This window comes from Cupriavidus taiwanensis (genome assembly GCF_900249755.1).
Lineage (GTDB): Bacteria > Pseudomonadota > Gammaproteobacteria > Burkholderiales > Burkholderiaceae > Cupriavidus > Cupriavidus taiwanensis_D.
Window position 1 is genome coordinate 973,950 of record NZ_LT976853.1, and the last position, 13,986, is coordinate 987,935.

Below are 13,986 nucleotides of genomic sequence, written 5' to 3' on the forward strand. Positions count from 1 at the left end.
GGCTACACCCAGCCCAGCCAGCGCCAGTAGGTGGCGGCGAACAGCAGCATCATGGCGTAGCCGATGATCGTGACCGGGATGCCGATGCGCGCGAACTGGCGCCCGTTGAAGGTCTCGGTGCCCAGGCACACCATGTTCTGCGGCGCGTTGATCGGCAGGATAAAGCCGAAGCTGACGGTAAAGCCCAGCAGCATGGTGATGCCGACTCGGTTGATGTCGCCGGGCAGGGTTTGCAGCACCGAGATCAGGATCGGCAGCAGCGCCGCGGTCAGCGCGGTGGCGCTGGCGAAGCCCAGGTGGATCAGGATCAGGAACGCCGACAGGATCGCGAACACCAGCAGCGCCCCCTGCGTCGCCAGCCCGGAATGCGTGACCACGAACTGCCCGAGCCACTGCCCCGCCTGGGTCGACAGCAGCGCGGTGCCCAGGCTGATGCCGACCCCGAACACGATCAGCGTGCCCCAGGGCGTGCGCTGCTGCATGGTCTTCCAGTCCATTACGCCAATGCGCGGCAGCATCAGGATCACCAGCCCGACAAAGGTCACGGTGGCGGTGTCGAAGCTGTGCAGCTTGCCTTCGGTGGCCCAGAACAGCAGCAGCCCCAGCGACACCGCGGCCAGCCGCTTCTGCGGCGCGCTCATCGGGCCGAGCGCGGACAACTCGCGCTGCACCGCCTCCTTGCCGCCGGGAATGGCTTCGGTCTCGGCCGGCAGCAGCCAGCGCACCAGGAAATACAGCACCACCGACATCGCCACCGCCCACGGCGCGCCGGCGATCAGCCACTGCAGCCAGGTGATGCGCTCGCCCAGCAGCTTGTCCATGAAGCCCACCGTCAGCAGGTTCTGCGCGGCAGCGGTCTGGATGCCGACGTTCCAGATGCTGGTGGCCTGCGCCACCGTGATCATGATGCCGGCCGCGATATTGGACTTCTTGTCGACCCCGAACGCGGCGATCACGCCCATCATGATCGGCACCACGCAGGCGCTGCGCGCGGTGGCGCTGGGCACCACCAGGCTTAGCGCGATGGTGACGGCGATGGTGCCGATCAGGATGCGGCGCGTGCTGGTGCCGATCGCCGACAGCGTCACCAGCGCGATGCGCCGGTCCAGCCCGGTGACGGTCATGGCCGCGGAGATAAACAGCGCCGCCGCGACCAGCGCCAGTGCGGTATTGGAGAATCCCGCCAGCGCCATGCCCAGCGCCCTGGAAGTGCCGTACTGCACCGAGGGGTCGTTGACGGTCGGCGCAAAGCCGATCAGCCCGGCCATCAGCGAGGTGATCATGATGGCGCTGGTCTCGTACGACACCGCTTCGGTGATCCACACCACGATCGCGAATGCCAGGATCGCAAGCATGCGCTGGCCGGCGATGGTGAGGCCGTCTGGCTGCGGGATCGCCAGCACCGCGACCAGTGCGGCGGCGGCCGCGAACAGGCCCCAGTGCAGCGTGAGTTTCGGTGCGGTCGCGGCCGGTGTGACGGGGGCGGGCGGCTGGGAGGCGGGAAGTTCAGGCATTGCCGACGTCCTTGTAGTTGGGTGTGCCGGAAGCGGCCTGGCTGCTGGCGCGGCCGCCGCGTTCGGCATATCTGAAATTTTCCGGCCGGCAGCGGGCGATGTCGAGGCCGGGGTCGGGATAGTTACGCCCGTCATGCGCAAGATCAAAGCGATGGCAGATCGCCGGATTCTCCGGCCGCCGCCGGCGTCATACCAGTGAGAGGCTCGCCATACAAGGCCTGGGCGGCATTCCGCGCAAGCGGGCGCCGACGCCGCGCCGGCCCGCGTGGTGCGCGAGCCGCAGTGATCTGAAATAATTGGAGCCGACCATGAAGGTTTTAGTACGCGGTCTGAAGGCCGGGCTGGACCCGGCGGCGCTGCGCAAGGCGCTGGCACGGTATGCGAAGATCCGTTCGGTGGAACTGGTGAAGGAAGGCGACCCGAGGCACCCCTGGGCCTGGGTCGATATCGACGCCGGCGCGCTGACGGTATGGAAGCTGGTGGCGCGGCTGGACCGGCGCTATATCGCCGGCTGCCACCTGCGCTGGCATGTGCCGGCGTACCGCGCGCGCTGAAGCGCGCGCCTGACAACGACAATCCGGAACGAACAATGCTCAAGTGGCTTCAACGCGCGGCATGCCCGCATGCCTTCGCGGCCATGCCGCCCACACCGGTGGCGGCCGCTGTCGCGCCGCAAGTGCCAGACCTGGTTTTCGAGCGCATCAGCAACGCGCGCGACCTGGGCGGACTGATGGGTGCCGAGGGGCGCCGCGTGCGCCACGGCCGGCTCTACCGCAGCGGCAATCCGGCGCTGGCCAGCGCCGCCGACCTGGACCGGCTGCAGGCGCTCGGGCTCGACATGGTGGTGGACTTCCGCTCGCCCGGCGAGAAGTCGCCGGGCGAGGCGGCTTTCGGCCAGCGCTTTCGCTGGCAGGCGGTGCCGGTGCTGGAAGGCAGCATGGCGATGGATGTGCTGATGCCGCGCCTGCGCGCCAGCACGCCGGCGCAGATGGATGCGTTCATGCTCGAGGTGTACCGCGATTTCCCGGTGCGCTACCGCGCCGCCTTCGGCGGCTTCATGCAGACCGTGCAGGACGGCCGCACGCTGCTGTTCCACTGCACCGCGGGCAAGGACCGCACCGGCTTTGCCGCGCTGCTGTTGCTGGCGGCGCTGGGTGTCGGCCAGGACGATATCCTGGCCAACTACCTGGAATCGAACCAGCGCAACGCGCAGTTCAACGCGGCGGCGCTGGCGCAGATGGCCGGGCTGGGGGTCGATGCCGCGGTGATGATGCCGCTGCTGGAGGTCCGCGCCAGTTATCTCGAGGCGTCGATGCAGGCCATCGACGCGGGCTGGGGCGGCGTCGGCAACTACCTGCGCGACGCCTTGCAGGTCGACGTCGCGCAGCTGCGCGCGCATTACCTGGCCGGCTGACTCACAGCTTGCCGCGCTCGCGCAGGATGCGCGCGGTGCTCAGCGCGATCATCCCTTCTTCATCGGTTGGCAGCACCAGCACCGGCACGCGGCTGTCGTCGCGGCTGATGCGCTGGCTGTTGCCGCCGTTGGCGCCGGCATCGAGCATGATGCCGAACAGCCCCGCCAGGTGTTCGCAGATACGCGCGCGCACCGGCGGCGAGTTGGCGCCGATGCCCGCGGTAAACACCAGCGCATCGAGGCCGCCCAGCGTGGTGGCGAGCTTGCCGATTTCCTGCGCGGCGCGATAGGCGTAGAAGTCCACCGCCAGCCGCGCGCGCGGCGCGTCGCTGGCCAGCAGCGCGCGCATGTCGCTGCTGACGCCGGACAGTCCCTTCAAGCCCGATTCCTGGTACAGCATCGCCTGGATCTCGGCGGGGCTCATGCCTTGCTGCGCCAGCCACAGCAGCGCGCCCGGGTCGACCGCGCCACAGCGCGTCCCCATCGGCAGGCCGTCGAGCGCGGTCAGGCCCATGGTGCTCTCGACGCTGCGGCCGTCGCGCATGGCGCACAGGCTGGCGCCGTTGCCCAGGTGCGCCACCACCACGCGGCCCTCGGCCAGGTCGGGCGCCACCTGGCGCAGCCGGCGCGCGATGTATTCATACGACAGGCCGTGGAAGCCATAGCGCCGGATGCCGCGCTCGAAGTACGCATAGGGCAGCGCCATCAGCTGCGCGAGCACGTCGTGGCCGGCGTGGAAGGCGGTGTCGAAGCACGCCACCTGCAGCAGCTCCGGCATGGCCTGGCGCACCGCGCGGATCGCGGTCAGGTTGTGCGGCTGGTGCAGCGGCGCCAGCGGCACCAAAGCTTCCAGCGTTTCGATCACGGTGTCGTCGATGCAGACCGCCTGCGCATAGCCCGCGCCGCCATGCACCACGCGGTGGCCGATCGCGACCGGCGGGTGTTCGCGCAGGCCCACGCTCAGCACCAGCCGCACCAGGCGGAAGGCGGCATCGTGGTCAGCCACCTGCGCCTGCGGAAAGGTCTCGTCGGCGACCACGCGGCCATCGGCCATGCTGGCGCTCAGGCGCGGCGCAACGCCGATGCCCTCGATCTGGCCGTGCGCGCTCAGCACCGGGTTGATGTCGGCATTGCCGTGCGCGGCCTCGGGCACGGCGTAGACCGAGACCTTGACGCTGGACGAGCCGGCGTTGACGACGAGGATGACGGCTGACGCGGCGGTGTGGAGGGTGGTCACGCTGGCAAGTCTCCGATGGCAGGGAAGGAACGGCAGGGCAGGGACGGCGCGGCCCGCGTCAGACCTGCGCCGCGGCTTCGGCGCTGCGGCGCGCGTGGGCCAGCAGCACCGCGATGGCGCAGCTGCCGATGCGCGCGCGCACGCTGTCGGCCCGGCTGGTCAGGATCACGGGCACGCGCGCGCCCAGCACGATGCCGGCGGCTTCGGCGCCGGCCAGGAAGGTGAGCTGCTTGGCCAGCATGTTGCCGGCTTCCAGGTCCGGCACCAGCAGGATGTCGGGGTCGCCGGCGACCTCCGAATCGATGCCCTTGGTGACGGCGGCCTCGCGGCTGATGGCGTTGTCGAAGGCGAGCGGGCCGTCGAGCACGCCGCCGGTGATCTGGCCGCGCCGTGCCATGGTGCACAGCGCGGCGGCGTCGATGGTCGAAGGGATCTTGTCGGTCACGGTCTCGACCGCGGACAGGATCGCCACCTTGGGCCGCTCGATGCCCAGCGTGCGCAGCAGGTCGATGGCGTTGCGGCAGATATCGGCCTTCTCGTTCAGTGTGGGGAAGATGTTGACCGCGGCGTCGGTGATGAACAGCGGCTTGTGGTAGCGCGGCACGTCCATCGCGAACACGTGCGACAGGCGCCGCCCGGTGCGCAGCCCGCTGGACGATGCGGTGACCTCGTGCAGCAGCTCGTCGGTATGCAGGCTGCCTTTCATCAGCAGTTCGGCCTCGCCGGCACGCACCGCCTCGACCGCGCGCGCGGCCGACGCGTGGCTGTGCGGCGTGTCGATGATCACGGTATCGCCCAGCGCAATGCCGTGCTGCGCCGCCACTTGCCGGATGCGCGCCGCCGGCCCGACCAGGATCGGCACGATCAGGCCCAGCTGCGCCGCCTGCAGCGCGCCGCCCAGCGAAGCCGCATCGCAGGGATGCGCCACCGCGGTCGGGATCGGCGGCAGGCCGGCGCAACGGGCCAGCAGCGCGGCGTATTTGTCCTGCGCCGGAGCGGCAGCGGGCGCGGCAAGGTCGGACATGGCAGGCGAGGCAGCGGTCATGACGATGTTCCGGGTTTCCGTGTTTCCGTGTTCCGGGGGCAACGCAGCGGTCAGCGTACCGGGCTTGCGGGCTGGCGTCGAGCCCGCTGCGGGCGATCCGTGGACGCCGCTTGCTGCATTGCGCAAGGCGCCGTGTCCCAGTATAGGCGCCGATTGGGGCAGGCCGATGACCATGGGCGCGGCCGGTGGCGCGGCGGTCCGCCCGACCAGGCGCGGGTTGCACCGCGCCCCTGCCGCTGCTAGGCTTGTTTTTGTTGCAGGGCAACAAGCGTCACGCCGGCCGCGCGCCCCGCCCGCGGTCCGCCGGCATGGCGCCCACCAGGGGAGTGCCATGACCGCACGCGAACGCGCCGTCCTGCCGCAGGACGGCACCGCCACCTCGGCCGCCACAACTGCCACGCCCGCGCGTGGGCCTGACCCCTCCGGCGCGCTGGCGCAGCCGGTGCTGGAGTACATCCAGGACGCGTGGCAGCGCACCGTGCTGCTGCTCGATATCCTGCGCCAGCGCGGCAATATGTCGGCCGAGCATGAGCGCGAGGGCATGCCCGCGGTGCTGGTGTTCGAGCATGAACTGCTGGCCGATGGCCGCCAGTTGCCGGAGCCGGCCAACTACGCGCTGCTGCGCATCGTGCCGCCGGCAGGCAGTCCGACCGATCCCGCCAGGCGCCCCTTTGTCGTGATCGACCCGCGCGCCGGCCATGGTCCGGGTATCGGCGGCTTCAAGGCCGACAGCGAGATCGGCATCGCGCTGCGCACCGGCCATCCGTGCTACTTCATCACCTTCTTCCGCGAACCGTGCCCGGGCCAGACCATCGAGGCGGTGGCGCGCGCCGAGGCCGCGTTCCTGCAAATCGTCGGCGAGCGGCATCCCGAGGCGCCCGGCAAGCCCTTCGTCATCGGCAACTGCCAGGCCGGCTGGGCCCTGATGATGCTGGCCGCGGTGGCGCCCGAACGCACCGGGCCGCTGCTGCTGGCCGGCGCGCCGCTGGCGTACTGGTCCGGCGTGCGCGGGCGCAACCCGATGCGCTACAGCGGCGGACTGCTGGGCGGGTCGTGGCTGGCGTCGCTGGCGGCCGACCTGGGCAACGGCAGGTTCGACGGGGCCTGGCTGGTGCAGAACTTCGAGCAGCTCAATCCCGCCAATACGCTGTGGAAAAAGCTCTACGACGTCTACGCGCGCGTCGATACCGAAGGCCCGCGCTTCCTTGACTTCGAGCGCTGGTGGGGCGGCCATTTCCTGATGAACCGCGCCGAGATCGACTGGATCGTGCAGCAGCTGTTCGTCGGCAACCGGCTCACCGCGGGCGCGGTACGCAGCGCCGACGGCAACACCGTGGTCGACCTGCGCAACGTGCGCTCGCCGGTGATCATCTTTGCCTCGTGGGGGGACAACATCACGCCGCCGCAGCAGGCGCTGAACTGGATCCCGGACCTGTATGCGACCGACGCGGAGCTGGTCGCCAACGACCAGGTCATCGTCTATTGCCTGCACCCGACCGTGGGCCACCTGGGCATTTTCGTGTCCGCCGGCGTGGCCAACCGCGAGCACAGCGAACTGTTCTGCGCGCTGGACCTGATCGACGTGCTGCCGCCGGGCCTGTACGAGGCCAGCATCGAAGACATCGCCCCGGACCTGCCGCACCGCGACCTGGTCGAAGGGCGCTACCTGGTGCGTTTCGAGCGCCGCGGCATCGCCGACATCCTGGCGCTGGACGATGGCCGCGATGACGAACGCGCCTTCGAGGTGGTGCGGCGCGTGGCCGAGGTCAACCAGCATGTCTACGACACCTTTGCCTCGCCGTGGGTGCGTGCCATGTCCAGCGAGTTCAGCGCGCAATGGCTGCGCGCGCTGCATCCCGCGCGGCTGGAACGCACGCTGGCGACCGACCTCAACCCGTGGATGGCCTGGATCGGCGCGCTGGCGCCGTGGGTGCGCGAGCATCGCGCGCCGGTCGCGCCGGACAATCCGCTGCTGGCGCTGGAGCAGGCCGCGTCGGAGCAGATCGTGCGCGCGCTCGACCAGTTCCGTGACTGGCGCGATGCCTGGTACGAGCAGGTCTTCGAGGCGATCTACGAAGCGCCCGCGCTGGCGGCGCTGGTCGGGCTGCAGGCGCATGCGCCGGTCAACCTGGAATCGCCGGTTACCGTGGCGCTGCGCGAGGAACTGGCCGCGCGGCGCCTGCGCGATGCCGAGGCGGCGATCGCGCAGGGCGGCACGCTGGAAGCCTTCGTGCGCGTGCTGGCCTACGTGGCCGACCAGCCCAGCGCCATCGAGGAGCGGCCCTTCAACCTGCTGCGGCGCATCGCGCGCGAGCAGCAGCAGGCTACCGAAGCGTCCGGTGGCCATGCCGGCCTGGCCGCGTTCAAGACCGCTGTGCGCCAGCAGAGCTTTATCGTCAGGCTCGACCCGCAGCGCGCGCTCCGGGCCCTGCCGGCACTGGTGCCGGACCGCGAGACCCGCCGCAAGCTGATGGCGGCGGTGCAGCGCGTGATGACCGTCAGCGGCCCGCTCGCGGGCGAGCGGCTGGCGCGCTATCGCGAGGTCGCGGACATCCTGGGCACGGGCCCTGCGCCGGAGGCAGGCGCTGCACCTGCAACGGCAGAACGGGCCGACACGGCCAGCGCGCCCGTCCATGCCGAGCCTGGCAAGCCGCAGTCGTCGCGCGCCGCCGCCAGGCGCAAGCCCGCACCGCGCGGCTGAGGACTTTGATTCGTTCTGGTGCCGACAGGAGCCGCCATGGTCAACGTTCCCCATCCGCCGCTTGCCGGCGCCCGCGTGCTGGTGGCCGGCGTGGCCAATGCCGATTCGATCGCCTGGGGCTGCGCCCGCGCCTTCCGCGAGCTGGGCGCCGAGGTGGCCATGACTTACCTGAACCACAAGGCCTATCCGCATGTCGCGCCGCTGGCCGAGGCCGTGCAGGCGCCGATCCTGATGCCGCTGGACGTCGAAGACCCGGCGCAGATGGCGGCGCTGTTCGCGCGCATCGAGAGCGTGTGGGGCCGGCTCGACGCGGTGATCCATTCGATCGCTTTCGCGCCGCAGGCTGACCTGCAGGGCGGGCTGCTCAACGCGTCGGCCGAGGGGTTTGCGCGCGCCATGGATATCTCCTGCCACTCGTTCGTGCGCATGGCGCGCCTGGCCGTGCCGCTGATGACGCAGGGCGGCACGCTGTTCGCGATGAGCTATGAGGGGGCGCGCCGCGTGGTGCCCAACTATGACCTGATGGGCCCGGTCAAGGCGGCGCTGGAGGCCTGCTGCCGCTACCTGGCGCATGAACTGGGGCCGCGCGGCATCCGCGTCCATGCAATCTCGCCGGGGCCGCTGAAGACGCGCGCGGCGTCGGGGCTGAAGGACTTCGACCTGCTGCTGGCCGACGCCGCCGGGCGCGCGCCGCTGGGCGAGGTGGTCGACATCATGGACGTGGGCTTCGCCACCGCCTACCTGGCCACGCCGTACGCGCGGCGTATTTCCGGCAATACGGTGTACGTCGATGGCGGCGTGAACATCATGGCGTAGCGCGACTGCATCTGCGCGGGGCCCTGCCGGCAATTGGGATTACCATAACCGCGTTTCCGACTTCATTGCGGTGCCGGCCAGCGGCGCCCGACCCCCAATGCTTGAACTCCAGGGAGCCATCTGGTTCCGCTCCGGCTCGCAGGACTGGGGCGGCAAGGACCGCATCGCGCTGCTCGCCGCCATTGGCGAGCACGGCTCGATCACGGCGGCCGCGCGCGCCGTCGGCATCAGCTACAAGGCCGCGTGGGACGCCATCGATGCGATGAACAACAGCGCTGGCGAGCCGCTGGTGGTGCGCGCCGCCGGCGGCAAGGGCGGCGGCGGCACGCGCCTGACCGCGCGCGGCGAACAGCTGATCCGCACCTATCGCGCGCTCGAAGACGAGCACCGGCGCTTTGTCGCGCAACTGTCGCGCCTGGGCGAGGGCGCGGCCGACGATATCCACCTGATGAGGCGAATGATGATCAAGACCAGTGCGCGCAACAAGCTGTTCGGGCGCGTGGCCAGCGTGCGCGGCGGCGCGGTCAACGACGAGGTGGTGCTGGAGCTGGCCGGCGGCCAGCGCATCGTCGCCACCATCACGCATGAAAGCGTCGAGACGCTGGCGCTGGCCGAGGGCGTCGAGGCCTTTGCGCTGATCAAGGCGTCATCGGTGCTGGTGGGGCTGCCCGACCCCGGGCTGCGGCTGTCGGCGCGCAACCAGCTGGCGGGCGTGGTGGCGCGCGTGATGCCCGGCGCGGTGAACGCCGAGGTGGTAATCGAGCTCGACGGTGGCGGCACGGTGGCGGCCATCGTCACCAACGGCAGCGTCGAGGCGCTGGGGCTGCAGCCGGGCGTGGCCGCGGTGGCGGTATTCAAGGCGTCGAGCGTGATTCTCGGCGTGATGGCGTAGCCGGCGCGACACCGATGCCAAGAAACGTCGAGATCAAGGCCCGCATCGACAGTGTCGAGGCGCTGCTGCCGCGCGCCGCGGCGCTGGCCGAGCGCGGGCCCGAATACATCCGCCAGGACGATACCTTCTTTCGCTGCGCCAACGGACGCCTCAAGCTGCGCGAGTTCGCACCGGACCGCGGCGAACTGATCTTCTATGCGCGCGCCGATGCGGCCGGCCCGAAGGAGAGCTTCTACATCCTGTCGCCGACGCCATCTCCCGGCACGCTGCGCGCCGCGCTGGCCGCCGCGCACGGCGAGGGCGGGCGGGTGCGCAAGCTGCGCACGCTGTTCCTGGCGGGACGCACACGGGTGCACCTGGACCGGGTCGAAGCGCTCGGCGATTTCCTGGAACTGGAAGTGGTGCTGGCCGATGCGGAAAGCGTGGCCGACGGCGTCGCCGAGGCCCATGCCTTGCTGGCGCGCCTGGGCGTGCCCGCGTCGGCCCTGGTCGAAGGCGCCTACGTGGACCTGCTGCGCGCGGCTCAGGCCACGCGCGCCGACACCGGCGCGTAGACCGGCGGATGTTGGCGGCTGGTGCCGCTGCCGAAGATGCGGCCTTCGCGGATTTCCAGCACGTGGTCGCCCAGCGCCTCGACGTCGGCGGGGTCGTGCGAGATCACCAGCATCGGCACGTCCAGGCTGGCCTGCAGCGTGCGCAGCTCCGCACGCATGCGCGCGCGCAGCGCCGGGTCCAGCGCCGAAAAAGGTTCATCCAACAGCACGATGTCGGGCTGCGCCACCAGCGCGCGCGCCAGCGCCACGCGCTGCTTCTGGCCGCCGGAGATTTCCGCGGGGTAGTTGCCGACGATGTCGGCCAGCCCGAACGCATCGATCCAGCGCTGCGCCTGCGGATGCAGCGCGCCGCGGCGCGGATTGCGCCAGCCGCGCGCCAGCCCGAAGCCGATGTTCTGGCCCACGGTCAGGTGCGGGAACAGCGCATATTCCTGGAACAGGTAGGCCACGCGGCGTTCCTGCGGGCGCACGTCGATGCCGGCTTCGGCATCGAACAGCGTGCGGCCGTTCAGCACGATGCGGCCGCTGTCCGGCGCCAGCAGGCCGGCGATGGCGCGCAGCGTCAGGCTCTTGCCTGCGCCGGAGGGGCCGAACAGCGCAATGCGCCGGCTGGCCGAATCGAAGTCGATATCCAGCGCAAAGTGGCGGTCGGCCGAGACCATCTGCTTGCGGATGCTGACGTGCATGCTCATGGCGATCTGCGTGGCCCTGGCGTTAGCGGACGCGCGGGCGCAGGCGCCGGCGTTCATAGTGTTCAGCGGGATTGCGCGCGGCCGCAGGCACCAGGCGCCCGGCAATCACGAGCAGCAGCACGCAGGTGATCGAAGTGACCAGCACCAGCAGGTTGGCGGTGTTGTCGTCGCCGGCCTGGACCGCCTCGTAGATGGCCACCGACAGCGTCTGGGTGCGCCCGGGCAGGTTGCCGGCGATCATCAGCGTGGCGCCGAATTCGCCCAGCGCGCGCGCAAACGCCAGCAGCACGCCGGCGATGATGCCGCGCGCCGCCAGCGGCAGCGTCACGCGAAAAAAGATGCCGCTCTCGGGCACGCCCAGCACGCGCGCGGCGTTTTCCAGCTGGTGGTCGACGCCTTCAAAGGCGGCGCGCGCGGACTTGAGCACCAGCGGGAAGGCGACGATGGTCGAAGCCAGCACCGCCCCCTGCCAGGTAAAGACCAGTTCGATGCCGAGCCGCGCCAGCCACTCGCCGAACACGCCACGGCGTCCCACCAGCACCAGCAGGTAATAGCCCAGCACGGTCGGCGGCAGCACCAGCGGCAGCGTCAGCACCGCATCGACCACGTCGCGCAGCGGCGAGCGCCAGCGCGCCAGCGCCCAGGCCGCGCCGACGCCGAGCACGGCGTTCAGCGCGGTGGCCCAGCCCGCCACCTTCAGCGACAGCAGCAGCGGTACCCAGACGGCATCCATGGCGTGCGCGGCGCGGCCTCAGGGCTTGTGGAAGCCGAAGCGCGACAGGATCGCCTGGCCTTCGGGCGAGGCGACATAGTCGACGAACTGCGCCGCTTCCTTCGGCTGGCGCGCCTGGCTGGTGATGGCGATGGGGTAGGTCACCGGCGTGCGGCTGGGCACGCGCACCGCCACCCTGACCTTGTCGGGCATCACCGTGGCATCGGTGGCGAAGACGAAGCCGGCCTCGACCTCGCCGCGCGCCACGTAGTCCAGGCTCTGGCGCACGTTCTGCGCCGGCACGCCCTTGGCGGCGACCGCGTCCCACAGCCCGGCCGCTTCCAGCGCGCCGCGGGTGTAGCGGCCCACCGGCACCGAGGCCGGGTTGCCGTAGGCGATGCGCCGGATTTCCGGGCGCGTCAGGTCTTGCAGCGAGGCGATCGGCAGCTTGCTGTCGGCCGGCACGATCAGCACCACCTGGTTGGCGGCAAAGTTGCGGCGCGAGCCCGGCGCGATCACCTTTTCGGCCTCGGCCTTGTTCATCGCCTCCTGGTCGGCCGAGGCGAACACATCGGCCGGCGCGCCCTTGACGATCTGCTGCATCAGCACGTCGGACGCGCCGAAGTTCAGCACCACGTGCGTGCCGGGGTGGGCGCGCTCGTACGATTCGGCCAGCGATTTGAAAGCGTTGGTAAGGCTGGCCGCGGCCGAGACCACCAGGTCGGCGGCGAAGGCGGGCGGGGCGGCCAGCGCCAGCGCCGCGGCGGCGGCCAGCAGCAGCCCGCGGCGGCGGGAACGGAAGGCAGGCATCGGAATCCTCGGGAAGCGGCCGCCGGCATGCGTGGCAGGCGCGGCAAGACCGGAGCAGGTGGACTGACAGGCGCAATATACGTCTGTATATAGCGATGCGTCAATGATGCGCCATGACGGGTGTCATGGGTATTCCGATGGGCATAAGTGGTGTATCAGGGGCAGCGAATGTGCCCGCGCGAACCGGCTGGCGCGGCCTGGCGCCAGCCTGCCGCGGTTTCAGGCCGGCGGCGTGCCTTCCTTGAACATCGATTTCAACTGGCTGCGCAGCTCAGGCGTGTCCTGATGCTGGTGCACCGTCACCGCGTGCTGGACCGCGGCCTCGAGCAGTTCGTCTTCGCTGTCGGCGCTCAATGCCACCGTGCAGTGGGTGTCGCTCGGGTACTCGCGGCAATCGATAAACTTGCGTGCCATGATGCCTCCTGACCCCGGCCTGCAGCATGGGGCCGAGGCCGGTGCATCCAGTATAGGCAGGCGGCCAGGCCGCTACAGCACCGGCGTCAGCACCTTGCCGTCGGCGAGGAAGGCGTCCAGGTTCTGCAGGGTCAGCGCGGTCATGGCGGCGCGGGTTTCGTGCGTGCCGCTGGCCGCGTGCGGTGCCAGCACGACATGGTCCATCGCCAGCAACGCCGGCGGCACGTTGGGCTCGTCCTGGAACACATCCAGGCCCGCGCCGCCCAGCCGGCCTTCCGCCAGCGCCGCGACCAGCGCCGCCTCGTCGACCACGCTGCCGCGCGACACGTTGACCAGGATGCCGCGCGGGCCGAGCGCATCGAGGATCTCGCGCGACACCAGCCCCGCGGTCGAGGGCCCGCCCACGGTCGCCACCACCAGGAAGTCTGCCCATGCCGCCAGCGCCTTCAGGTCCGCCTCGAAGCGCCACGGTGCGCCTTCGCGCGGGCGGCGGTTGTGGTAGGCAATCTCCATGTCGAAGCCCTGCGCGCGCCGGGCGACGATCTCGCCGATGCGGCCCAGGCCGACGATGCCCAGCTTCTTGCCCGATACGCGCGTGGTCAGCGGGAAGCCGCCCTGCGGCCAGCGCCCGGCGCGCACGAAGCGGTCGCCATGGGCGATGCCGCGCGCCGCATCCAGCAGCAGCCCGAAGGCCTGGTCGGCGACGCAGTCGTTGAGCACGTCGGGCGTGTTGCTGACCTGGATGCCGCGCGCGCGGGCGGCGTCGAGCGCAATCGCGTCATAGCCGACGCCGAAGCTGACGATGGCTTCCAGCCGCGGCAGCGCATCGATCAGCGCGGCGCTGCAGCCGTGGCGCGCCGAGGTCACCACCACGCGCACCTGCTGCCCCTCGCTGCGCGCCCAGGCGAGGGAATCGGCGTGCTGCCACAGCGCGGCGGCGCCGTACTGTTGTTGCAGGGTCGCATTGGTCTGCGGCGCGAGCGGGCCGACCTGGAGGATCTGGGGAGCGGGCATGGGGGAACGGGAGGGTCGAGGCGTGACGGGCAATGTTAGCGCAGTGGCGCGCCGCGCGCCGGCGCGCAACCCGCCGCGTGCGCGCAAGCTGTGCGATGTTCGGGCGGCGGCACGGTGCCACCTGCGCCGGCCCCGGGTTATGCTGCGATTCTCGCGGCTTGCCTCGCTTCC

The 13,986-nt window shown here is 70.7% G+C and carries 14 protein-coding genes; 6 read left to right on the top strand and 8 right to left on the bottom strand.

Going from position 1 to position 13,986, the window contains the following annotated elements; genetic code table 11:
* Positions 1-2: 2 nt before the first annotated feature.
* A complete protein-coding gene (locus CBM2594_RS04425) occupies positions 3-1,514 on the bottom strand; it encodes a DASS family sodium-coupled anion symporter (RefSeq protein WP_116355780.1) in 1,512 nt (503 codons plus the stop codon).
* 308 nt (positions 1,515-1,822) lie between these two features.
* On the opposite strand from CBM2594_RS04425, the gene CBM2594_RS04430 reads away from it, so the two are divergent.
* Entirely contained in the window at positions 1,823-2,068 is a 246-nt protein-coding gene (locus CBM2594_RS04430; RefSeq protein WP_116355781.1) for an RNA-binding protein, read from the top strand.
* Between the two features lie 35 nt (positions 2,069-2,103).
* On the top strand, positions 2,104-2,928 hold the full coding sequence (locus CBM2594_RS04435; RefSeq protein WP_116355782.1) for a tyrosine-protein phosphatase: 825 nt from the start codon (positions 2,104-2,106) through the stop codon (positions 2,926-2,928).
* Between the two features lies 1 nt (position 2,929).
* Here CBM2594_RS04435 and CBM2594_RS04440 read toward each other — a convergent pair whose 3' ends face one another.
* Both CBM2594_RS04440 and CBM2594_RS04445 read right to left on the bottom strand, forming a co-directional pair.
* Entirely contained in the window at positions 2,930-4,165 is a 1,236-nt protein-coding gene (locus CBM2594_RS04440; RefSeq protein ID WP_116355783.1) for an acetate/propionate family kinase, read from the bottom strand.
* A 58-nt stretch (positions 4,166-4,223) separates the two neighbouring features.
* Positions 4,224-5,210: a phosphate acetyltransferase gene (locus tag CBM2594_RS04445; RefSeq protein ID WP_116355784.1), complete on the bottom strand. Its 987-nt coding sequence runs from the start codon at positions 5,208-5,210 to the stop codon at positions 4,224-4,226.
* A 331-nt stretch (positions 5,211-5,541) separates the two neighbouring features.
* Between CBM2594_RS04445 and CBM2594_RS04450 the strand changes: the two genes are divergently transcribed.
* The 4 genes from CBM2594_RS04450 (at position 5,542) to CBM2594_RS04465 (ending at position 10,173) form a co-directional block, all read left to right on the top strand.
* Positions 5,542-7,911: a DUF3141 domain-containing protein gene (locus tag CBM2594_RS04450; RefSeq protein ID WP_116355785.1), complete on the top strand. Its 2,370-nt coding sequence runs from the start codon at positions 5,542-5,544 to the stop codon at positions 7,909-7,911.
* Between the two features lie 36 nt (positions 7,912-7,947).
* Positions 7,948-8,727 (top strand): enoyl-ACP reductase FabI, encoded by a 780-nt coding sequence (gene fabI / locus CBM2594_RS04455; RefSeq protein WP_116355786.1) that lies wholly within the window; start codon positions 7,948-7,950, stop codon positions 8,725-8,727.
* Positions 8,728-8,824: 97 nt separating this feature from the next.
* Complete coding sequence (locus CBM2594_RS04460) at positions 8,825-9,619, top strand: TOBE domain-containing protein (RefSeq protein ID WP_116355787.1); 795 nt, start codon at positions 8,825-8,827, stop codon at positions 9,617-9,619.
* 14 nt (positions 9,620-9,633) lie between these two features.
* On the top strand, positions 9,634-10,173 hold the full coding sequence (locus CBM2594_RS04465; RefSeq protein WP_116355788.1) for a class IV adenylate cyclase: 540 nt from the start codon (positions 9,634-9,636) through the stop codon (positions 10,171-10,173).
* Here the strand turns inward: CBM2594_RS04465 and CBM2594_RS04470 are convergent.
* From CBM2594_RS04470 to CBM2594_RS04490, 5 genes are all read right to left on the bottom strand, one after another.
* Positions 10,143-10,865, bottom strand: a complete 723-nt coding sequence (locus CBM2594_RS04470; RefSeq protein WP_116357683.1) for an ATP-binding cassette domain-containing protein — start codon at positions 10,863-10,865, stop codon at positions 10,143-10,145. The genes CBM2594_RS04465 and CBM2594_RS04470 overlap by 31 nt on opposite strands.
* Before the next feature lie 22 nt (positions 10,866-10,887).
* On the bottom strand, positions 10,888-11,598 hold the full coding sequence (gene modB, locus CBM2594_RS04475; RefSeq protein WP_116355789.1) for a molybdate ABC transporter permease subunit: 711 nt from the start codon (positions 11,596-11,598) through the stop codon (positions 10,888-10,890).
* An 18-nt stretch (positions 11,599-11,616) separates the two neighbouring features.
* Positions 11,617-12,387, bottom strand: a complete 771-nt coding sequence (gene modA, locus CBM2594_RS04480; protein ID WP_116355790.1) for a molybdate ABC transporter substrate-binding protein — start codon at positions 12,385-12,387, stop codon at positions 11,617-11,619.
* A 219-nt stretch (positions 12,388-12,606) separates the two neighbouring features.
* The gene (locus CBM2594_RS04485; RefSeq protein WP_116355791.1) at positions 12,607-12,801 is read right to left on the bottom strand and encodes a DUF1059 domain-containing protein; all 195 of its coding nucleotides are present in this window, start codon (positions 12,799-12,801) and stop codon (positions 12,607-12,609) included.
* Between the two features lie 72 nt (positions 12,802-12,873).
* Positions 12,874-13,815, bottom strand: a complete 942-nt coding sequence (locus CBM2594_RS04490; protein ID WP_116355792.1) for a 2-hydroxyacid dehydrogenase — start codon at positions 13,813-13,815, stop codon at positions 12,874-12,876.
* Positions 13,816-13,986: the final 171 nt, after the last annotated feature.